This is a genomic window from Caldalkalibacillus mannanilyticus JCM 10596, assembly GCF_000615945.1.
GTDB classification, from domain to species: domain Bacteria; phylum Bacillota; class Bacilli; order Caldalkalibacillales; family JCM-10596; genus Bacillus_AT; species Bacillus_AT mannanilyticus.
The window spans coordinates 44,853-64,804 of the sequence record NZ_BAMO01000021.1; the positions used below are offsets into that span (position 1 = coordinate 44,853).

Annotated in this window: 24 protein-coding genes and 1 other annotated feature (1 of these 25 only partly in view); of the genes, 7 read left to right on the plus strand and 17 right to left on the minus strand. The window is 40.9% G+C overall.

The features are described 5' to 3' along the window. Positions 1 to 93 (minus strand) — a binding site (T-box leader); it reaches 170 nt to the left of the window's first position. 196 nt (positions 94 to 289) lie between these two features. After that, positions 290 to 517, plus strand: a complete 228-nt coding sequence (locus JCM10596_RS12570) for a YszA family small membrane protein (protein ID WP_148302590.1) — start codon at positions 290 to 292, stop codon at positions 515 to 517. 100 nt (positions 518 to 617) lie between these two features. On the opposite strand, the gene JCM10596_RS12575 is transcribed toward JCM10596_RS12570, so the two are convergent. The 13 genes from JCM10596_RS12575 to hemA form a co-directional block, all read right to left on the minus strand. Further along, positions 618 to 1,004: a YutH/CotS family kinase-like spore coat protein gene (locus JCM10596_RS12575; RefSeq protein WP_025027434.1), complete on the minus strand. Its 387-nt coding sequence runs from the start codon at positions 1,002 to 1,004 to the stop codon at positions 618 to 620. Next, the gene (locus JCM10596_RS12580) at positions 962 to 1,630 is read right to left on the minus strand and encodes a YutH/CotS family kinase-like spore coat protein (RefSeq protein ID WP_025027435.1); all 669 of its coding nucleotides are present in this window, start codon (positions 1,628 to 1,630) and stop codon (positions 962 to 964) included. Before JCM10596_RS12580 ends, JCM10596_RS12575 begins: the two co-directional genes overlap by 43 nt. Further along, on the minus strand, positions 1,627 to 2,625 hold the full coding sequence (locus JCM10596_RS12585) for a hypothetical protein (RefSeq protein WP_025027436.1): 999 nt from the start codon (positions 2,623 to 2,625) through the stop codon (positions 1,627 to 1,629). The genes JCM10596_RS12580 and JCM10596_RS12585 overlap by 4 nt, the downstream gene beginning before the upstream one ends. Before the next feature lie 18 nt (positions 2,626 to 2,643). Then, the gene (locus tag JCM10596_RS12590) at positions 2,644 to 3,861 is read right to left on the minus strand and encodes a LysM peptidoglycan-binding domain-containing protein (RefSeq protein WP_025027437.1); all 1,218 of its coding nucleotides are present in this window, start codon (positions 3,859 to 3,861) and stop codon (positions 2,644 to 2,646) included. An 80-nt stretch (positions 3,862 to 3,941) separates the two neighbouring features. Then, positions 3,942 to 5,576, minus strand: coding sequence for a hypothetical protein (locus tag JCM10596_RS12595; RefSeq protein WP_025027438.1), 1,635 nt, complete (start codon positions 5,574 to 5,576; stop codon positions 3,942 to 3,944). 36 nt (positions 5,577 to 5,612) lie between these two features. Further along, on the minus strand, positions 5,613 to 5,870 hold the full coding sequence (locus tag JCM10596_RS12600; protein ID WP_025027439.1) for a hypothetical protein: 258 nt from the start codon (positions 5,868 to 5,870) through the stop codon (positions 5,613 to 5,615). Positions 5,871 to 6,031: 161 nt separating this feature from the next. Then, positions 6,032 to 7,324, minus strand: a complete 1,293-nt coding sequence (gene hemL / locus JCM10596_RS12605; RefSeq protein ID WP_025027440.1) for a glutamate-1-semialdehyde 2,1-aminomutase — start codon at positions 7,322 to 7,324, stop codon at positions 6,032 to 6,034. After that, positions 7,317 to 8,300, minus strand: a complete 984-nt coding sequence (hemB, locus tag JCM10596_RS12610; protein ID WP_025027441.1) for a porphobilinogen synthase — start codon at positions 8,298 to 8,300, stop codon at positions 7,317 to 7,319. The genes hemL and hemB overlap by 8 nt, the downstream gene beginning before the upstream one ends. A 5-nt stretch (positions 8,301 to 8,305) precedes the next feature. Further along, the gene (locus JCM10596_RS25365; RefSeq protein WP_369345633.1) at positions 8,306 to 9,010 is read right to left on the minus strand and encodes a uroporphyrinogen-III synthase; all 705 of its coding nucleotides are present in this window, start codon (positions 9,008 to 9,010) and stop codon (positions 8,306 to 8,308) included. Then, positions 8,989 to 9,114 carry a hypothetical protein gene (locus JCM10596_RS30850; RefSeq protein WP_267879700.1) on the minus strand — a complete coding sequence of 42 codons (126 nt, stop codon included), beginning with the start codon at positions 9,112 to 9,114 and terminating at the stop codon, positions 8,989 to 8,991. Before JCM10596_RS30850 ends, JCM10596_RS25365 begins: the two co-directional genes overlap by 22 nt. Continuing rightward, entirely contained in the window at positions 9,111 to 10,043 is a 933-nt protein-coding gene (hemC, locus tag JCM10596_RS12625) for a hydroxymethylbilane synthase (RefSeq protein WP_025027443.1), read from the minus strand. The genes JCM10596_RS30850 and hemC overlap by 4 nt, the downstream gene beginning before the upstream one ends. A 52-nt stretch (positions 10,044 to 10,095) precedes the next feature. Continuing rightward, positions 10,096 to 10,920, minus strand: a complete 825-nt coding sequence (locus JCM10596_RS12630; RefSeq protein WP_025027444.1) for a cytochrome C assembly family protein — start codon at positions 10,918 to 10,920, stop codon at positions 10,096 to 10,098. Between the two features lie 16 nt (positions 10,921 to 10,936). After that, the gene (gene hemA, locus JCM10596_RS12635; RefSeq protein ID WP_025027445.1) at positions 10,937 to 12,316 is read right to left on the minus strand and encodes a glutamyl-tRNA reductase; all 1,380 of its coding nucleotides are present in this window, start codon (positions 12,314 to 12,316) and stop codon (positions 10,937 to 10,939) included. 194 nt (positions 12,317 to 12,510) lie between these two features. On the opposite strand from hemA, the gene JCM10596_RS12640 reads away from it, so the two are divergent. The 3 genes from JCM10596_RS12640 to JCM10596_RS12650 are packed head-to-tail and all read left to right on the plus strand — an operon-like array spanning position 12,511 to position 14,412. After that, the gene (locus tag JCM10596_RS12640; protein WP_025027446.1) at positions 12,511 to 13,449 is read left to right on the plus strand and encodes a DMT family transporter; all 939 of its coding nucleotides are present in this window, start codon (positions 12,511 to 12,513) and stop codon (positions 13,447 to 13,449) included. Next, entirely contained in the window at positions 13,409 to 13,954 is a 546-nt protein-coding gene (locus JCM10596_RS28725; protein ID WP_025027447.1) for a PspC domain-containing protein, read from the plus strand. The genes JCM10596_RS12640 and JCM10596_RS28725 overlap by 41 nt, the downstream gene beginning before the upstream one ends. Further along, entirely contained in the window at positions 13,951 to 14,412 is a 462-nt protein-coding gene (locus JCM10596_RS12650; protein WP_025027448.1) for a LiaI-LiaF-like domain-containing protein, read from the plus strand. Before JCM10596_RS28725 ends, JCM10596_RS12650 begins: the two co-directional genes overlap by 4 nt. 68 nt (positions 14,413 to 14,480) lie before the next feature. On the opposite strand, the gene JCM10596_RS12655 is transcribed toward JCM10596_RS12650, so the two are convergent. From JCM10596_RS12655 to JCM10596_RS12670, 4 genes are all read right to left on the minus strand, one after another. Beyond that, entirely contained in the window at positions 14,481 to 14,885 is a 405-nt protein-coding gene (locus JCM10596_RS12655; RefSeq protein ID WP_025027449.1) for a hypothetical protein, read from the minus strand. Positions 14,886 to 14,899: 14 nt separating this feature from the next. Continuing rightward, positions 14,900 to 15,622 carry an amino acid ABC transporter ATP-binding protein gene (locus JCM10596_RS29190; RefSeq protein ID WP_025027450.1) on the minus strand — a complete coding sequence of 241 codons (723 nt, stop codon included), beginning with the start codon at positions 15,620 to 15,622 and terminating at the stop codon, positions 14,900 to 14,902. Positions 15,623 to 15,634: 12 nt separating this feature from the next. After that, a complete protein-coding gene (locus JCM10596_RS29195; RefSeq protein WP_051541293.1) occupies positions 15,635 to 16,237 on the minus strand; it encodes an amino acid ABC transporter permease in 603 nt (200 codons plus the stop codon). 118 nt (positions 16,238 to 16,355) lie between these two features. Next, positions 16,356 to 17,219: a transporter substrate-binding domain-containing protein gene (locus JCM10596_RS12670; protein WP_025027452.1), complete on the minus strand. Its 864-nt coding sequence runs from the start codon at positions 17,217 to 17,219 to the stop codon at positions 16,356 to 16,358. A gap of 316 nt (positions 17,220 to 17,535) precedes the next feature. Between JCM10596_RS12670 and JCM10596_RS12675 the strand changes: the two genes are divergently transcribed. The 3 genes from JCM10596_RS12675 to JCM10596_RS12685 are packed head-to-tail and all read left to right on the plus strand — an operon-like array spanning position 17,536 to position 19,795. After that, on the plus strand, positions 17,536 to 18,354 hold the full coding sequence (locus tag JCM10596_RS12675) for an amino acid ABC transporter substrate-binding protein (RefSeq protein WP_025027453.1): 819 nt from the start codon (positions 17,536 to 17,538) through the stop codon (positions 18,352 to 18,354). Next, complete coding sequence (locus tag JCM10596_RS12680) at positions 18,341 to 19,042, plus strand: amino acid ABC transporter permease (RefSeq protein WP_025027454.1); 702 nt, start codon at positions 18,341 to 18,343, stop codon at positions 19,040 to 19,042. Before JCM10596_RS12675 ends, JCM10596_RS12680 begins: the two co-directional genes overlap by 14 nt. A gap of 15 nt (positions 19,043 to 19,057) precedes the next feature. After that, positions 19,058 to 19,795: an amino acid ABC transporter ATP-binding protein gene (locus JCM10596_RS12685; RefSeq protein WP_025027455.1), complete on the plus strand. Its 738-nt coding sequence runs from the start codon at positions 19,058 to 19,060 to the stop codon at positions 19,793 to 19,795. The last annotated feature ends 157 nt before the right edge of the window (positions 19,796 to 19,952 follow it).

Here is a 19,952-nt window from a genome sequence, read left to right on the forward strand (position 1 = left end):
CCTTCAATAGCTTCTTCACGGAAAATGTTTCAGCCAAGCATTTTCCTCTCTGCAAATGATCCACTACTTACTCTTCCCTATCGTTGTCTGTCAAGCTTATGTACTATCATTATTTTTGACCAAGATTGTACTTATTATTCTACCATACAGCAAGGTGGCTTCGTCAAGCCCAACACGAGATAAAGTAGAAGAGGAAGTCTTACCGACGGTTAGAACGAGATAAATAGACACCCTTTTGCTCCTTTGTTCATAAACTATTACATCAGAATGTGTAGCCAAGGTGATGAAAATGAGAGGACCCCTATTTAATAGATACAGATTGAAAATGAAAATGGATCAGTTGAAGTATCAATGTCGATATTGGGGCTATAGGGCGAAAGAAGGAGCACGGCAGATTTTTATCCCGCTCGCCATCTTTCAATTAGTGCGCACCATTTTCTTCCCTACCCCCTTCGATGTATTTCTCCTAGTTCTCATCTTTCTGGTCATTGTTATTTTTCTGCTTGATTGGATGTAGATGTTCTATCTCTTGACGACAGAAGCCATTCTGTCGTTTTTTTATCCTCTTAGAGTTGAAAAAAAGTGCCTAGAGAAAATTCTCCAGGCACTTCGGATGATCAGCTTTTCGCTTCGATCATTTGCTTCACAAATTTACGGAAGAAATGCATAAGTTGAATCTGACGCTCAAAGAAACGCACCTTTTTAAGCGGAGACCAGTCTCTCTTCCCTTGATAATAGATTTCTATTTCTTTAAACACTCCCTCGGGAAAGAGAAGATAGATCGAGAGAAGAAGCTTCTCCGAGGACAGAAGAGGGTTTTCCTGTTCATACGCTTCAAGCCATTCATAAGCTACTTTTTCATTCTCCAACAACTTATCTCCATGCCTTCTATAAAAAAGAGCGATATCTCTTGCAGGAGAATCCAAAGTAGCTTGTTCAAAGTGATGGATATAGACTTGATCTACTGTATGAATAATATTCTTTCGGTGAAAGCTCCATGACATAAAACCGTTCTTCTTTCTCCCTCAGGTACCTTTTCATCCCATTCCTCTAAAAACCGAATGGCTCTTGTAGCCATTTCCTTCAACCATTCAAAATGCTTCACATAGGTCATTTCAAGCGGTGACATGATATCTCGACTCTTGGCAAAGTTTCGCAAGTCCTCCATGTCATCCACTCGTTGTTTCCAGCGCCTTAATAAAAGCGGAGGGGTAAGCGAGAAAGCAGAATTCCCATTCGTTTCAACCCCTAAGCTTTTCTTATGGAGCTGTCCCATGGCTTCAATCAATATTTTCTCCCACTGAGGAAGGTATTTTTCTTCTACCTTATCCTCCATCCATGGAGTAACATAGTAAGCATCTCCTTCAATAGGTACAAAATAATCTCCGTATTTATTCCGGCATAAAGGCAGAATATATGGATAATGTTGCTCCGTTAATCGATGAAGACACTGAACAATAAAGGAGAAGTGGCCCAGACTTACCTTCGCTTTTTTCAAGGCAAAAATCCCTTGGTTACAAGTCACTTTTTTCACTGAACCGAGGGTTTCTATCTTTTCTGGATAGAAATCATATTCATTAAGTACCCATTCCTCTTTCTGCTTGGTCGAAAGCATGTGAAGTACTTTCATAGCGATACCGTTTCCTCTCTCAGTCGATCAATTCGTTCTGCAAACCAGACATAGAGTTGATCTAATTTCTCCTGTTTCTCGCACTCATCCATCCACTTTTCTACACTCTCTTCAATCGTTCCCATTCCCGAGAGGTAGGCTCCTAGAATTCGCATAAAGGTACGCGGATAAATCATATGAGCCATGATCAAATAATGTTCCTCTAAGCTCGCTTGGCTTGTTGATTCAAATCCTGTTAGGAAGGCTTCAACCTGCTCTAAACCTACCTCCTCTTGAAGAAAAGCCTCCTGCATAAACTCTGAAATTCCTTGCAGCCCTTGAAGCAAGGAACGATTTTTTGATTGCAAAGCTAATCCTCTTTCTAGCATCACCCACTGCTCAAGGTGCAATGTAGGATAGAATAAAAGAAAAGAATTTTTGGCATGACTGGCTCTTTCTATGGCTTGCGCATGCTTCCATCTTTTCTCTAGCTCCTTCCAATGTAAATGGACCAAGTGAGTAAACATATTATCCTGAGCCAATAGCTTTCTTTTCATTAAAGTAAGATCTTCAAGATTCACAAGACTCAGAGGAAAAGGCTGATCACGATCAGTCGGTAGGTTTTGTTGCTGATCCTGAAAAGTAGAGGAACTCTCCACACATGCTATATAAATCATGCCGCAAATTTGCCCCACTCGTTCCCATACTTCAGCTGATCCATATGCCATTTGTTCTCCATCAAAAGCATCCTGAATAACTAGGTATTCCTTATTGATTTGTACAAAGGGGGCTCCATCTCTAGTACGAATGAATCGATCGATCTGACGAAATCCTTTTTTTGCTACCTCTTCTCTCCAATAAAAGGAGCGTTGAAGTTGCTCTTTCTGATTCCAAATGAAAGCATATTTAGAACCTACATTAGTTTCTAAGCGAAAGCCATGCTCAAGAGGAGTTGTATGGTAGACATGAAAGTGATATTCCTTCGTTATCGTTTGTAATAGAGTTGAAAGGTTCAAGATTTCCCCCCCTTTGAATTAGGATTTTGGGATATAGAGAATCTGCCCTTCATCAATTTGCTCAGAGCTTAATTGATTGACACGCATGATGTCTTTTACAGGTATGGAATAGCGCTCAGCAATCGATTCAAGCGATTCATTCCGCTGAATAATACACATCTTAAGTCTTGTAAACTGTTCTTGCTCTTCCGTTTCGCGTGAAGACATGAGCTGAGTTAAGAAACTTGTCGTTAATGAACTTGATTTTTTGGGTTCCTCTTCCCTCGGCTGATCGTTGTCAGGCTCTTGTTCACTCTCTTCCCTTTCTTCCGTTGAAGGCTTACTATGAAAGACTGTTCTAATCTCTTGATTGAATAAAGGAACGACCTTTTCTTCCTCCGCCTCTCTTTCTTCTTCCTCATGATGTTCCCTTGCTTCTAGCTCTTCGACTTTTTCCTCGGTTGAATCCCCTCTAGCCGCCTTTTCTTGTTCAGAGATTTCCGTGTTCCCCCTCGTCTCCTTACTCGATTCGTCGCGCGCTGATTCTGGCTCTGAAGCGCTTTGCTTCTCTCCTAGAAGCTCCGCTCTTAGGTCTACCTTGTTTTCTTCTCTCTCTTCGCTCTGAGCCTCTTGCTGAGCCTCCCTAGGTTCTTCATTCTGTTCAACTTCCTCTTTAGGGTCATACTCAGCGTTCTCATCTCTCGAAGCGGCTACATCAAAGCTTGGTAGCAATGGAGCTGGTGCTATTTCATGAAGAGTAGACCTTTCTTCTTGCTCCTCTTCTACTCTAACCATGGCTTCGCTTAAAATTCCTGTAATCTCTACATCCGCTTTGATTTGCAGGAGATGACCATCAATCACGTTATAATCAAACTGATCCACTTTCACATAGACCTCATCGATGTCACTGACTCGATTCACTGGTACAGTCACATCCACAGGAAATGTTCGTGAAATCTTACCTCTGTGACTCTCTTCGAACACCTCTTGCTGCTCCACTCGAAGAGGCTGAAATTGAAGCTGCTCTGCCAGAGAGCTAGATTCTAAATCTAGGGAATGATCCCCTTCTTCTTCTATCACATCAAAGCGCCCCTTCAACACAAGGCTTCCTGTAATCGTTGTATAGTTTTCATCCTCCATCACTTCAATGTCCGGCTCAAGCTCTAAGCTAATGATTTCGGCACCTCTTGCATGATGATCTAACCATACGGATTCTTCCAGTTTAAATCTAATTGGCGAATATTGCTCGTTAGACATTCTGCTCCCCCTCCCAAAATAGACCTTTACGGTAATATATATGGAAGTCCTGATTTATTTATGATTATTAAATTTTTTCCCTATTTCGCTTCATAATAACGATCCGTTGAATGGAGATTTAATGTATGTTCTTCTGTTCCTTGATAACTCAACATAAATTCAGGAAGCATTAACTTGTAGTGATACAATATTGACTGACTACTCAAGTGTATATCTAGCCTTTCCTTCTCAGAACCCGGTAAAGAATACGAGCGAGTACGATATGGCTGTGCAAATTGGATGGCTACATCACTTCTACCACTAGCTTTACCGAGAAAAGGAGCAATACTTCTCAGGATCACCTCTGGTTGCTCTGCATCAGCGGGAATTCCTGTGAGTGTAAAGTAACCGTTTGTTAACTCGTAGCTATCTTCTCTCTTTTCTTTCTGCGCAAAAGGAGCTTCGATAGTAGAGGGAACCAACTCCAGAGTGATAGTGGGAGGTTCTAGGAAGGGTTCATCATATTTTTTCAGCTTAAACGTCCAGCCTAAATAAGAAAACAGCTTATCCCCAGGCGAAAAATGTTCAAGATCAATGGTAATATTGTTGCTTTGAATTAGCGTCATATCGAACACTTGTAGAGAGATTTGTTGTTGATCAACGTCCTCCATTCGGTCGGTAAATAGTAAAAAATGTCCTCGCTCTTCTAGGTGAACCATTTCCTGATAAAAATAACCTGCCTCTGGTGTGACACTCCCCTCCACTGGAACCTGCCAGCGAATCCGAAAATCATTAAGTACATCCACATCCGTTGATGAATGAACAATAACTTCCCAAACAGCGTGATCATAATAATTCACCATTCTGACGAACTCAAGTTCATGATCTGGTGATAGGCGTATTTTCTGACCCATCTCATACTTCCTACCAGGATACACTGGCTTCAATTCAAAATGATGGCTGATCGGCAGGCTCTCTTTTCTAGAGATTGCTACTGAAGGAATGACATCCAAGTCAAGCTCATAGCGCTTTGGCTCTATATTCAAGTACCGTCGCTTGAGAGGAAAAGACTCTATCTTGATATTTAACACCATCTTCCAGCCATCTTCTTCTTCTACTAGCCACGACTCATGCTCAAAAATGACAGTGTTAATGCCTTCTACTGCATCTACGCTTCTAATCGCATAATCAATCGGCAAATACGGAAGAATATATTTCTCTTCTAGTTTTTTAGTTTCATACTGTGAGAATAGATCCCCTACTGAAACATCTAAGAAAAGCTCACTTTCTAGCATCCAAAATCCATTGATCGTCAGATCCACTCGCTGTTGACGTAGATCTTCATCTTCTGGATATTCAAAAAAATAGGAAAGTCCATCTTGAAAAAAGGACTCCATTGTTATCGGGAAGACTTCATTAACAGGGTAGTAAGTACCGATTTGTCGCGCTAATTGATACCGGTCTAAGCCTTCATAGCCTACAGTGTCTAAGAAATCTTTGTTCTTCTGTTCTAATGAAACAAACGGTTCTCTGATACTTTTCGCTACTTCTCGATCTACTTCTAAGGGAAATTCACCCTTGAAGTAGTTAGTAGGAGTTAAATGAATGCCTTCTTTTTCTTGCCATTGACTCACTGTTAGTTCGCTTCTATATTTATTTGCTTCGAGATAGAAAATACATCCCACTAGTCCTATCAATAGAAGGACAACGAAACTAAGTTTTTTATGTTTATTCACTAGATTCACTCCACCTTTTATTTGTAATACATCTGATCATTCCTTATTAGACTTTTTTTCTAAGTCTTTTTCTAAGTCAACGATCATTTTGTCTTGTTTATCTTTTTTTAAATCTTTAATGAACAAATCTAAGGTGTATTTTTCATGATCTACTATACCATTTTCATACAATTTTTCTACAGCTTTTTGAACCATAAGCTGTTCTTTATAGTTCTTTAATGTTGATGGATGTGTGAAATATTCTTTTGTGCTTACTTCTAAAGATTTTGCCATTTGATTTAGTAATTCAGTCATTTCAGGAGTTGTATTTTTGAAAGCTTCTTCTGTTTGAAGAGCTATTTCTTAATTCCCTAAATTCCAAATAAAAAATGACCTTCACCAATACTATTGCTGGTGAAGGCCTGTGCTGTACTCATTCTATTCTTGAAGCCATATTTTATGTCTATACTTCCTCGTTATTCTTTCGCCAAGATGGCTAATGCTTTCTCATTTGCTTCAATGGTCCGATCTAAATCCTCCTGTGTATGAGCAATGGATAGAAACATTCCTTCAAATTGGGAAGGAGGAATATAGACTCCTTCTTCAGCCATCAGTTGAAAATAACGAGCGAAGCGGGCTAAATCTGATTTTCTTGCCTGCTCAAAGTTTTGGACAGCTCCCTCGTTAAAGAAGAAACCGACCATGGAGCCTACTCGATTGATGCAATAAGGAATCTGATGCTTTTCAGCATTTTGGCGAATCCCAGCTTCTAAGTAAGCTCCCTTCTTTTCTAATTCTGCATACTGCTCTTTAGTCATCAACTTTAATGTTTCATACCCAGCCGTCATAGCTAGGGGATTCCCAGACAGCGTTCCAGCTTGATAAATAGGTCCAATAGGAGCCATCTGCTCCATGATTTCTTTTCTTCCGCCATAGGCTCCAACTGGAAGCCCTCCACCGATCACTTTCCCTAAGCAAGTGAGGTCAGGAGTAATTCCAAATAGACCTTGCGCACAGTGATAATCTACACGAAATCCTGTCATCACTTCATCAAAAATCAACAGCGCTCCATTTTTTTCAGTGAGCTCTCTCAGACCCGTTAAGAATCCTGGGAGGGGAGGAACCACACCCATGTTTCCGGCGATTGGCTCTAGAATGACCGCCGCGATCTCTTGATCAAAACGTTCAAAAGCAAGCTTTACACTTTCCAGGTCGTTATACGGCACGGTAATCGTATGAGTGGCTGTTGCTTCAGGGACTCCTGGGGAATCAGGCAATCCTAGAGTAGCAACTCCTGAACCCGCCTTAATCAACAAGGAATCTGCATGCCCATGATAGCTTCCTTCAAATTTTAAGATCTTATCTCTTTTGGTAAATCCACGAGCCAAGCGTAAAGCACTCATTGTGGCTTCCGTTCCAGAGTTCACCATACGCACAATCTCTACAGAAGGAACACGCTCTACAACAAGCTGAGCCATCTCGGTTTCGATTTCGGTTGGAGCACCAAAGCTAGTCCCTTTTTCTGCTACTTTTTTCAGCGCTTCCACCACTTGAGGATGCGCGTGTCCCGCAATAAGAGGTCCCCATGAACCAACATAGTCAATATAAGAGTTCCCATCAAGATCATAGACCTTAGAGCCTTCTCCCCGTTCAAAATAAATCGGATTCATCCCCACGGATTTAAAAGCACGAACAGGGCTGTTCACTCCTCCGGGAATGTACTGCTTCGCTTCATCAAACGCTTGAATGGAACGATTGTATTTACTCATTCGCCTTCCCTCCTAACCATCTGGCTACATCCTTTGCATGATAGGTTAATATCATATCTGCTCCCGCACGCTTCAAGCCTGTAAGTAATTCTAGGACAATTTTCTGCTCATCTATCCAACCCTTTTCTGCTGCCGCTTTAACCATGGAGTATTCCCCGCTGACATTATAAGCAGCTACCGGATATGGAAAGTTGTCTTTTACTTCTCTAATGATATCCATATAAGCCATCGCCGGCTTAACCATCAGGATGTCCGCTCCTTGCTCAACGTCTGCTTGAGCTTCACGTAGAGCTTCACGACGATTAGCTGGGTCCATTTGATAGGTTCGACGGTCACCAAATTGAGGTGTTGAATGAGCGGCATCACGAAACGGTCCATAGAAGGAAGAAGCATATTTGACAGCGTAGGACATAATGGGGATATCCTCATAACCTGCCTCATCCAGCCCTTCACGAATGGCATAAACAAACCCGTCTAGCATGTTGGAGGGGGCAATGATATCCGCTCCTGCTTGAGCTTGAGAAACGGCTGTTTTGACGAGTAATTCAAGAGAAGGATCGTTCACAATCTTCCCCTTTTCTACCACTCCGCAGTGCCCATGATCGGTATATTGACATAGACAGGTATCGGCAATGACCACTAAATCAGGTGCCATATTCTTTACTACTTTCGTTGCTTCTTGAACAATTCCATTGTGAGCATAGGCTTCGCTTCCATGATGATCCTTATGCTCCGGCACACCAAAAAGAATCACTGCCGGAATTCCTAATGCTTGAACCTCCTCTATTTCTTGAGGTAATAGATCTAGGGAAAAATGATACACACCTGGCATTGAAGGAATTTCTTCCTTCACCCCTGTTCCTTCAACCACAAATAGGGGATAGATAAGATCCTGAATCGCTAAGGTCGTTTCTCTCACCATGCTTCGAATCCCCGTGCTCCCTCTCAGTCTGCGATGTCTTTCAAAATAACTCATTTCGCTCACCTCGTTTTTCCTTGATAATATCTTTCTATTTCTTCTATTAAGCTATCTGAAGTAAATTCCTTGGCTTCAATTTGCACCTCTAAGCCACTTTCCTGCGCTGTTTGGGTCGTAATTGGACCAATACTAGCAATCGTCAATGTATGTAAATACCTTCTCCAATCTGTCATTTCAAATAGGTCTACAAAGTGTTTTACCGTAGAAGAACTGGTAAAGGTGATCACATCGATTTCTCCCGATTGAAGCAAATGAAGGAGCTCCTCTTTTTGCTGATCAACAACAACAGAGGTATATAAGACGATGTCATCGACCGTTATTCCCTGCTCACGAAGCTCCGCAGTTAATTTTCGTCTAGCCATTTGAGCACGTGGGTATAAGACCCTCATCCCTGGTGAAAGCTGCTCTTGACATGTCTCAATGAGTGCCTCCTGATGAAAGACGGTAGGGACTGCATCTGCGGTGAGTCCATAGGCATGCAGCGCTTTCTCTGTTTTTGGACCAATAGCAGCTAGCTTCTTTTCGCTTAGCCACTTCAACTTCTGCTCTGGATGAATGGCATTTTTCACTTGATCGACAAAGAAATGAACCGCATTCACACTGGTGAATAATATCCAGTCATACTGATCAAGCTGAGCAATGGCTCCCCGAATGGGCTCCAGGTCCTCTGTCAGCCGAGGTTCAATTACAGAAAAGAAAAAGGGGATTCCACCTTTTGCCGGATCATCTCCCCCATCTCCTGCGCTTGTCTTTCGGCACGCGTGACCACAATTCTCTTCCCATAGAGAGCAAGGTCTAATTCCGCACTCATGCTTCTAGCTCGCTCTTCACTTTGTCTAGTATTTCCATCGCGCCTTTTTCCTTGAGCAAAAGAGCAAGCTCTTGACCTAACGCTTGTGGCTCCTCACCTTTTAAGGTTTCTTGGATGATTTTCTTTCCATCGGGAGAGCCCACAAGCCCAGTTAGATGGATCACGCCATCCTTCCGTTCACCATAAGCAGCAACTGGAACCTGACATCCCCCTTCGATCGTATGTAAGAAAGCTCGTTCCGCCTGAACAATGATCCCTGATTCAGTATCGTGGACACGTTGAAGCAATTGGATCACCTCTTGATCAGAGGTGCGGCACTCAATCCCTAGCGCGCCTTGTCCAACCGCTGGTAAACATGTTTCTACAGACAAGTATTCCGTCACCACTTCCTCAGTCCAGCCCATTCTTTCTAAGCCTGCTGCGGCTAGAATTATCGCATCATATTCTTTCTCGCGAAGTTTATGAATCCGTGTATCGATATTCCCTCGAATCCATTTTAATTCTAAATCAGGTCTGTGTTTCAGAAGCTGTGCGGATCGACGCAAGCTACTTGTTCCGATGATCGCTCCAGCAGGTAAATCTGCTAAAGTTTGGCCTTCATTAGAAAGTAAGCAGTCACGTGGATCGACTCGTTTCGGGATACAACCGATCATAAGACCAGCAGGAAGGACAGCAGGCATATCTTTAATGCTATGTACAGCGAAATCAATCTCGCCCTCTAACAGTGCCTGTTCAATTTCCTTTACAAATAACCCCTTTCCTCCTACCTTAGAAAGAGTCACATCTAAAATGCGATCACCCTTGGTCACAATCTCCTTGATTTCGAAAGTATAGGGGAGATCCAATGCCTCCAACTGACGAATAAACCATTTGGTCTGTGTAAGGGCTAGTTTGCTTTTTCTTGATCCAACAATAATCTTTCTCGTCATCCTATCACGTCCTTTGTACTGTGCATCTGAATACAGCTATATCCATTTTTGCTCACATCCATAAATGAAACTTAGAAAAAATACTAGCAAGTAAATAATTAATAAGTAACACTAAAAAACAGATAATATTTAACTCTACAATTCGGCGACCTGACCAGCCTTTCACTACTCGTTGGTAGAGATACACACCATACATAAGCAGAACAAGAATCGAAAAGATCACCTTAGGGTCATAAAGAAAGGATGCATCCAAAGTATAATAGCCCCAGACAATCCCCAGAATTAAGCTTAGCAATAATAATGGCACTCCTATTAAGTTAAGACGAAATGTATAGAGGTCTAATTGAACCAGACTGGGCAGCCTTCTGACATGCTTGGTCCATTTCTTTTTTTTCAACATCGAATGCTGGACTAAATAGAAGCTGGAAAAAATAAAAGAGAACGTAAACGCTGCATAGCTGATGAAAGCCATTGAAATATGTATTAAAAGCCATTCCGAGCTTAACTGCTCCGCCATTTGAGCTGGGATTTCCCGACCAGCTACAAATAAGCTTAGGGAAAGTACAGTAAAGCCAATCACATTTGTAAAAAAGAGAATAAGGTCCATTCTAAAAAACCAGTTAATCAAGAGGCTAAGCGTAATAAGAAGCCAAGCATAGAAAAAAAGAGTATCAAACTGTGAAAATAGTGGTAGAATCCCTTTTTGTATCGCACTCATTCCTATGTAGACCGTTTGAATAACCCAAACTATAGAAAGCAACCAGAAAGCAAATTGATTTGCTTTCCGGTTGTTCTGTAAAAAATCATAGAAGTATAGTAAAACACTGCTTGCATATAAGACAACCAAAAGCTCATAATACCAAATCTGTTCAAACATCGGCTATGAACCTCCTTTATAGCTGCAACGGAAGTTCTTTTCCGGTCTTGCTTTCATGAATAGACTTATTAAAACTCACGGCCGTTTCTTGTCGTTTAAGGTTTGATTCCTTTTCTTGTTGGACTTTAAGCTCCTCTTCCAAGGCAAAGATCTTGGTAAATATTTCTAATTGTTCCTTTGAATCGGCTTCAGCAGCCATTTCTTTGATTCGTAAAATAGGATCTCTTAAAAGCTGGTTGACAATGCTTTTGGTATGCTTCTTCAACACTTTTATTTCTCTTTCGTCTAGATCTGGACATTTATTTAGAATACTTTGCATCGTTTCCTCTTGAATATCCAAAGCCTTTTTCCTTAGTGCGGTAATAATAGGAACAACCCCTAAGGTCGTAATCCATTTCTTAAATTCGACGATCTCTTCCTCAATCATAGACCGAATTTTTGTCGCTTCTTTCTGTCTTTCTGCCAGATTCGCTTGAACAATTCCATTGAGATCATCAATATCATAAAGGAACACATTATCTACCTGATGAATTTCAGGATCAAGGTCACGTGGAACCGCGATGTCAATTAAAAATAATGGATGACCAAAACGATATTTCATGACTTTTTGTATTTTTTCTTTTGTAATAACAAATTCTCTTGAGCCTGTAGAACTGATCACGATATCAACTTTTTGCAGACAGGATTCTAATTGACTAAAATCGCAGGCTTGTCCTTTGAATTTAGAAGCTAATTCTTCCGCTCGCTCTAAAGTCCGATTGAGCACAAATACCTCTTTTACTCCATTGGAATGAAGATGCTTAACAGTCAGCTCGCTCATTTTTCCTGCACCTAAGATAAGAACGGATTTATCTGTTAAATCTCCATAGATCTTCTTTCCTAACTCAATCGCCGCATAGCTTACAGATACCGCATTCTGACCGATTTCTGTTTCTGCATGTGCTTTTTTCGCTAGGGTAATCACTTGCTTAAAGAGCATATTAAAGATCGTCCCGGTGGTTTCAGCTTCTTGAGCGCTATGAAAAGCATCCTTTACCTGACCTAGAATCTGAGTTTCACCTAAAACCATGGAATCGAGCCCCACCGCCACTTCGAACAAGTATTGGATCGCTCTATCATCTTCCTTGAGATCAATGTATTCATTAAATTCTTTTCTTTCAATACCGAACCATTCTGATAAAAAACCTTTTATGAAGTGGCGACCTGTATGCAATTGATCTACTACAGCATAGATCTCCGAACGATTACAAGTCGATAATATCACACATTCAAGAACACTTTTGGTATGACGCAGAGCTACCAAAGCCTCTGACAGTTCTTCTTTCGCCCATGAAAAGCGCTCACGTAAATGAACGGGGGTATTTTTATAGTTGAGACTTAATGAAATGATATGCATCTGCTTTCACCCCTTCTATTGCCGAATCCAATTCTTTGTTTATTATTAAGGTTTTCCTGAAAAAGAATGGACTAGTCCTAATCCATACTATTATATCAAATTTTTTTTGTGGGTAGGAAAAAAAATGTGACTTTTTATCGAAATAAGGGTTGAAATATCTGTAAATTTACATTTTCCCATGTTATGATATTTTTATGAAAAACAGACCTTTACTAGCAGACTTTATTTTATTACTTGTTGCTTTTGTGTGGGGAGCTACATTTGTCCTTGTAGAGAATGCCATTGCCTTTTTACCGCCATTTCTCTTCAATGCCCTTCGTTTTACCTTGGCATCTGTTAGCTTATTCATCGTGATTTTTATTTTTTATCGTCGCCAGCTTATGGCGATAGACTGGAAGCTGATGATTGCTGGAATCATTTTAGGCGTGTGGCTTTTTTCAGGATATTTATTTCAAACGGCTGGACTTCTGTATACATCCTCCTCTAAGGCAGGATTTATTACAGGGTTATCCGTTGTTCTTGTCCCCCTGTTTTCATTTCTTATAATGAAGCAAAAAATATCCATCAACGCAGCCTTGGGCATTATTGTTGCCACCGCTGGTTTGTACCTATTGACGGCTGGTGATGTTTCAGGGGTTAACCTTGGAGATATGCTTGTTTTTTTCTGTGCCATTTCATTTGCTCTGCAAATTGTCTTAACCGGAAAATATGCACCACAGTTTCCTGCTTTAATCCTTGCTTTTGTACAGATTTCAACGGTTGCTCTTCTAAGCTGTATCGGTGCCGCCTTTCAGAATGAATGGAGCATTGTTTTAGATAGTCCAGATATCTTACTGGAAAATGTGGTCCTATGGGCTTTGCTAATCTGTGCTTTACCTGCCACCGTATTTGCCTTTGTGGCACAAACCGAGCTACAAACCTATACAACACCCACAAGAGTCGCCCTGATTTTTGCTACGGAACCTGTTTTTGCCGGACTGACGGATGGGCTCTGGAATCAGAATTGGTTATCCTCTCTTGGAGTGATTGGATGCCTGCTGATTCTAGCAGGGATGATCTTATCTGAACTAAAATTTACTTGGGGGGAGAAAAATGCGAAGATTATACAAATCAAGAAACAACAAGGTCATTGATGGGGTATGTGCGGGGATCGCCGACCATTTTGCCATTGATCCTGTCCTTATTCGCTTAATCTGGGTTCTTTCTTTTTTCTTTGGTGGAACTGGAATCATAGCTTACATCATTGCTATGTTAATTATTCCTGAAGAACCTAAGGCCCGTACAAAAGAGAAACCGATGGCTGATCCGCAGTCGGAGCAATCGAAGCAGATGGATACGGAAAAGAGCATCAATCATGAGGAAGCTAAAGAGTACTCACCCTACCATAGCACTCAGACCTCTCATTCACCTTATTATACGGTCGATTCAGAGCTCCCTCCCGATCCTACAAAAAGAGGCTATTCATCGTTGATCTTTGGGTTGATTCTCGTTTTCTTTGGGGCTGTTCTATTGGCAGAAAAATTATTTGGAATTTCAATCAATTTTCGAACGATCTTTAGAAGTATTCAACACTATATGTGGCCCTCCATCCTTATTCTTATTGGGGTATTTCTACTCATAAGGAGAAATAGACTGTGATAAATCAAAGATTACTTCCTGGATTTATTTTGATTGGACTAGGTGCTTATTTTTTACTTAAGCAACTACAGCTTCCTTTATTTGAAGAATTAATCAGTTGGCCTTTGATCTTAATCATTGTAGGACTCTCCTTCATCCTTGCTTCGTTTATGGGATGGGAGAAAATACTGATTCTTCCAGGAGGAATTGTTTTTTCACTAGGATTTCACTTTTTTGCTTTATACAATTTCTCTTTTTGGTCCCATCATTGGTCTCTCTTTCCTGGAGCTGTCGGAGTAGGCTTTCTGATTACTTTTCTTCGTACAAGGATCATTCATTTTATGATTCCTGCAACGATCCTTCTGGCACTCCCTGCCTTCCATTTTCTTTTTGGAGGGATGAGTTTTCTCTTTCAATGGTGGCCAGTTATTCCGATCTTGATTGGTGTCTATTTGATCTTTGGCAGAAGAAGCTGGTAAACCCCATATGTATCTGAACACCAAAGCCCTGTTTCAGCAGAGTTTAGCTGAATACAGGGCTTTTTCTATTATTCATTATCCTGAACGTCGTAAGTAAATAAGATATACTGATTCTGTCTTAATGGGGTGTATTGCACAGTTACCTGCTTTGAAACCCCTTCCGTTCCATCCTGAAAAATCATGCTCCCCTCTTCCATATACGCTAGTTCCCAGTCTCCTCTTCCAACTCCCTCTAATCGCGGAAGATAATCTAAAATGTATCTTTCCTTACCTTCGTAATACGTGACAAATCGACTTGAGTCAGAAGCCACCCACAAAACCTCTCGATCCGAACTATTCAAGTACCACAAGGTCGTACCAAGAGCTATAGGATTTTCTCCTTCAAATAAAAGAAGTCCGATCCCAAAGAGAATGATTCCAATTATGAGCAGCCCTCCTAACCATACATATTTATTTGTGACCCATCTATTCATGTGTTCCTTCCCCCTTAGAGTACTTTGCTCAGAAATTCCCTTGTCCGCTCTTGCTTAGGGTCCTCAAATACTTGGTCAGGTTTCCCCACCTCTTCGATTCTGCCTGCATGTAAGAAGCAAACCCAATCCGCTACTTCGCGAGCAAAACCCATTTCATGAGTAACCACCACCATCGTCATCCCTTCCTGCGCCAATTCTTTCATCGTTTCTAGCACTTCACCCACTAACTCTGGATCTAGAGCAGAAGTGGGTTCATCAAAAAGCATGATTTTAGGCTTCATTGCTAAGGAACGAGCAATCGCTACTCTCTGCTTCTGTCCTCCTGACAAACGGGAAGGATATTCATTTTCTTTTTCAAGCAAGCCTACTTTTTGCAGAAGTTCTCTCGCTTCCTCGATGGCTTGCTCTTTCTTCACACCCTTAACCATGACAGGCGCTTCGATTATATTCTCAAGCACTGATTTATGGGGGAACAGATTAAAATGCTGAAAGACCATTCCTACCTGCTGGCGAACCGAATTTAAGTTATCCCGTGTCGGGTCAACTTCCTTGCCCTCAATGATAATCTTACCTGAATCTTTGAATTCCAGAAAATTCAAACATCTCAGTAGTGTACTTTTCCCTGAGCCACTTGCTCCAATAAGACAGACAACATCACTTTCCTCCACATGTAAATCAACGTCTTTGAGTACGTGTAACTCCCCAAACGATTTATTTAGTTTCTCAACTCTGATCAAGGCTTTTCCTCCTTACCTTTCACTTACACTCAAGCGATACTCTAGCTTATTCACCAACCAAGTAAAGATTAAAACAATAATAAGATAATAAAGTGCTGCCATCACATAAAACTCCAATTCTAGATAAGTGACCGAAACAAATTGCCTAGAACGATTAAATATTTCTGTCATTCCTATAAAAGCTGCTAAAGATGAATCTTTAAGACCTATAATAAATTGATTACCCAATGGCGGAATCGTTCGCTTAAAGGCTTGAGGTAAAATAATGCGGCGCATTGCCAAAGAACTTGTCATTCCTAATGATCTTGCTGCCTCCATTTGGCCTCGATCAATGGATTGAATTCCCCCTCGAAAGATTTCAGCAATATAGGCTCCATTATGAAAGGCTAGAGCTAAAGAAGCAGCCCAAAAAGGAGTAAGGGAAATAATTTCGGTAAATCCAAAATACAAAACAAATATTTGAACAATAAGCGGTGTCGCTCGGACCACCGTAATATAAATATTAGCAATGGAATGTAGGATTCGATTGGAAGATAGCTTTAACAAAGCAAAAAATAAGCCAATTCCCATTCCTATGACAATAGAAGCCGCCGTTAATTGTAAGGTAAGCAGCATTGCTTTTAAGAAAAACGGATATTTATCCACTAAATGATAAAAGAATGCGGGTAATTGAAAAACAGCCACGCATGTTCACCCTCCTTAGAAAGAGAAGGTGCGCAACTCTCGCTGCGCACTACTCTAAAATATCAACTCCAAAGTAACGTTTACTAATCTCTTCATATGTTCCATTTTCACGAATGGCTGCAAGAGCCTCATTGATTTTATCTAGAAGTTCTTGATTTCCTTTTTGAACAGGAATGGCAACTTCTTCTTCAAAAATCAGGTCCCCTGCCATCTCCAATTCAAACCCTGTTTCATCGATGGCAATAAGTCCTACGAGTCGATCGGTAATCACAGCGTCCAAATTATTCGAAGTCGCTAAATCCCTAAGTGCTGTCACATCACTCTCATATGTAGCCACCTGCTTAGAATATTCTCTAGCCACGGGCTCATAGGAGGTTCCTAAGGCAACTCCGATCCGAATCTCATCGGAAAGATCCTTTGCTCCTTCAATTGAGCTTCCTTTTTTGACAAACAGCTGTGCTCCAGATAAGTAATAAGGATGAGAAAAATCGACTTGCTCCGCTCTTTCCATCGTAATTCCCATAGATCCTATAATGGCATCAAATTGGCTGCTTCTTAGTCCAGATAAGATACCTGACCAAGGAGTGGCTACCGGATTAGCTTCCCAGCCATGATATTCAGCAATCGCTTTCCCTATTTCTACATCAAATCCTGTTAATTCACCACTTGCCTCATCTACATAATTAAAGGGATGATATTCTCCTGACATAGCAAAAGTAAAAACGTTATTTTCAAGCAGATATGTCACGCTTTCTGTTTCTCCCTGATTTTGTTCAGCCTGCTCCTCCCCTTTTCCTTCAGTAGGAATGCTTTCAGTTCCCTCATCAGAGCCTGTTTCAACTCCTCCACATGCTGTGAATAAGAAACTTATACAGAGTAATAATACTAAAACCCCCACTACTTTCTTATACATTCACTTACCCCTCTCTCTTTTTTAAATGCTTTTTTGCCAAATGTTTTCCATTTCTATTATATCTTGATCTTCTAGTTGAAACAAAAGAGCTGTACTGCTATATATGGGGCTTCTTCTTGCTGAGAGAGGGTAAATGGAGAATTTCAATACCCATCCTTAAAGTTTGCCTAAGTATCCTCTGTAATCCTTTGATATTGACAAAATTACGAAACATGCTAAACTAATTTCATGAAATCCATAAAAACATACCTATTTAGTTAGTTTTTATTTTTTGTTTTTCAAATCACAACTTTTTATTTTGAATGGAGGAAGAATGATGAACACTTATTTACGTCCGATTCTTATTTTATTAATGACTTTCACTCTGATCACGGTGCTAGCTGCGTGTGGTACAGCTCCCACTGAGGAGTCTGATAAAACAACTGGTTCAGAAACATTATTAGAAAAAATTCAAGCTGAAGGTAAACTTCCAATTGGAACAGAAGGAACCTACGCTCCATTTACATTCCATGATGAAACGGGAGCACTAACTGGTTTCGATGTTGAAGTGGCAACAGAAATAGCCAAAAGGTTAGGGGTAGAGCCTGTATTTATGGAAACACAATGGGATGCGATGTTCGCTGGCTTGGATGCTGGGCGATTTGATATGATTGCGAATCAGGTAGGAATTCGTCCAGATCGAAAGGAAAAATATGATTTTTCTGATCCTTATATTGTTTCAGCAGCCGTATTAGTTGTGCATCAGGATAACGATTCTGTTAAGGATTTTGAAGATATTACTGGACTGAAAGCAGGACAAACGCTAACAAGTAACTTAACCGATATCGCCAGAGAGCATGGAGCGGAAATTGTAGGCGTGGAGGGCTTTAATCAAGCCATGGATTTATTAAGCTCCAAACGTATTGATGTGACCATTAATGATGGATTATCTGTTCTAGACTTCCTGAAACAACGTCCTGACGCACCCGTTCAAATCGTAGCTAGACACTCAAACGCTGCTTATAACGGATTTATGTTTCGAAAAGGAAACGAAGAGTTAATTGAGGCGGTAAATCAAGCGTTAAAAGAAATGCAAGAAGACGGAACCTATTTACAAATCTCTGAGAAATGGTTTGGTGCAGATGTATCTAAGTAACCTCTTCGAAAACCCTGAAAGAATCGAAAGGTTAATAGAAATTGCTAAGAGCTCCTTTCTGCCTTTATTGAAAGGAGCCTTAACCTTTTCAATTAGCTTAGCCCTCATCTCTTTTGTTATTGGACTTCTGCTTGCCGTACTTACTGCACTTGCCAGAATATCTAAGGTGAAAATATTACATATTCTTGCTCGCACATATGTTTCAATCATTCGTGGCACTCCTTTACTAGTGCAATTATTTATTATCTTTTTTGGACTGCCCAGTATGGGGATCGTCCTCGATCCCTTTCCATCAGCCGTGATTGGTTTTTCCTTAAATGTGGGAGCCTATGGATCTGAAATTGTTCGTGCCGCTATATTATCTATACCTAAGGGACAGTGGGAAGCAGCTTCGTCGATTGGCATGACCAAGTTTCAGGCGCTAAAACGAATTATTCTTCCCCAAGCAGCTAGAGTTTCTGTACCGCCACTATCGAACTCATTCATTAGTTTAGTCAAGGATACTTCACTGGCAGCCGTGATTCTTGTCCCTGAAATGTTTAGAAAAGCTCAGGAAATTGCAGCGGCAACCTATGAACCCCTATTAATTTATACAGAAGCAGCTCTGATTTATTGGATGATCTGTTTTGTTCTATCTATCATTCAGGATCGAATTGAAGCCAAATTAGACCGTTATGTGGCGAAGTAAGGAGGAAAAGGAACGATGATCTCGTTATACAATATTCGAAAAAGCTTCGGAGAACGTGAAATTCTAAAAGGGATCGACTTAGAGGTTCCTAAAGGCAAGGTTGTTGTCATCGTAGGGCCTTCTGGCTCAGGAAAAACGACATTGTTGAGATGCATCAACTTATTAGAGCTTCCTTCAGCAGGACAACTTAAAATAGACGATATGCAGCTTGATTTTTCCACTCCTCTAACGTCCAAACAAACCCTTTCCTTGCGGAGAAAAACAGGGATGGTTTTTCAGAACTACAATCTATTCCCCCATATGACCGCTTTGCAGAATGTGATGGAAGGACCGATTACAGTCAAGAAGGAGAATAAATCCACAGCCAAGGAAAAAGCGCTCCATCTGTTAGCTAAAGTGGGGCTAGCCGATAAAGCAGACGCCTATCCCTTCGAGCTTTCGGGAGGACAGCAGCAAAGAGTAGGGATTGCTCGAGCATTGGCTATGGAACCTGCTGTCATGCTCTTCGATGAAGCTACTTCAGCACTCGATCCAGAGCTTGTGGGCGAAGTGTTAAAAGTCATGAAGGAGCTTGCTCAAGAAGGAATGACCATGATCGTCGTCACCCATGAAATGAGTTTTGCCCGCGATGTCGCTGATGAAGTCATTTTCATGGATCAAGGCGTGGTTATCGAGAGAGGAGCTCCGAAACAACTGTTCCATGAACCTAAAGAAGAAAGAACGAAGCGTTTTCTCAATATATTTTCTAATTAGCATGAAGAATGAGCTAGATAATACGAAAAACTCGGCTTTGCCGAGTCCTTTTTGTTTTAGTATTTTATGAAGCTTAGTACCTCCAACTGACGGCAGAGGAATACCTATCCTCCATTCCAACGCTCATCGCTTAACTTCCATTTCGGACAGGTATTCC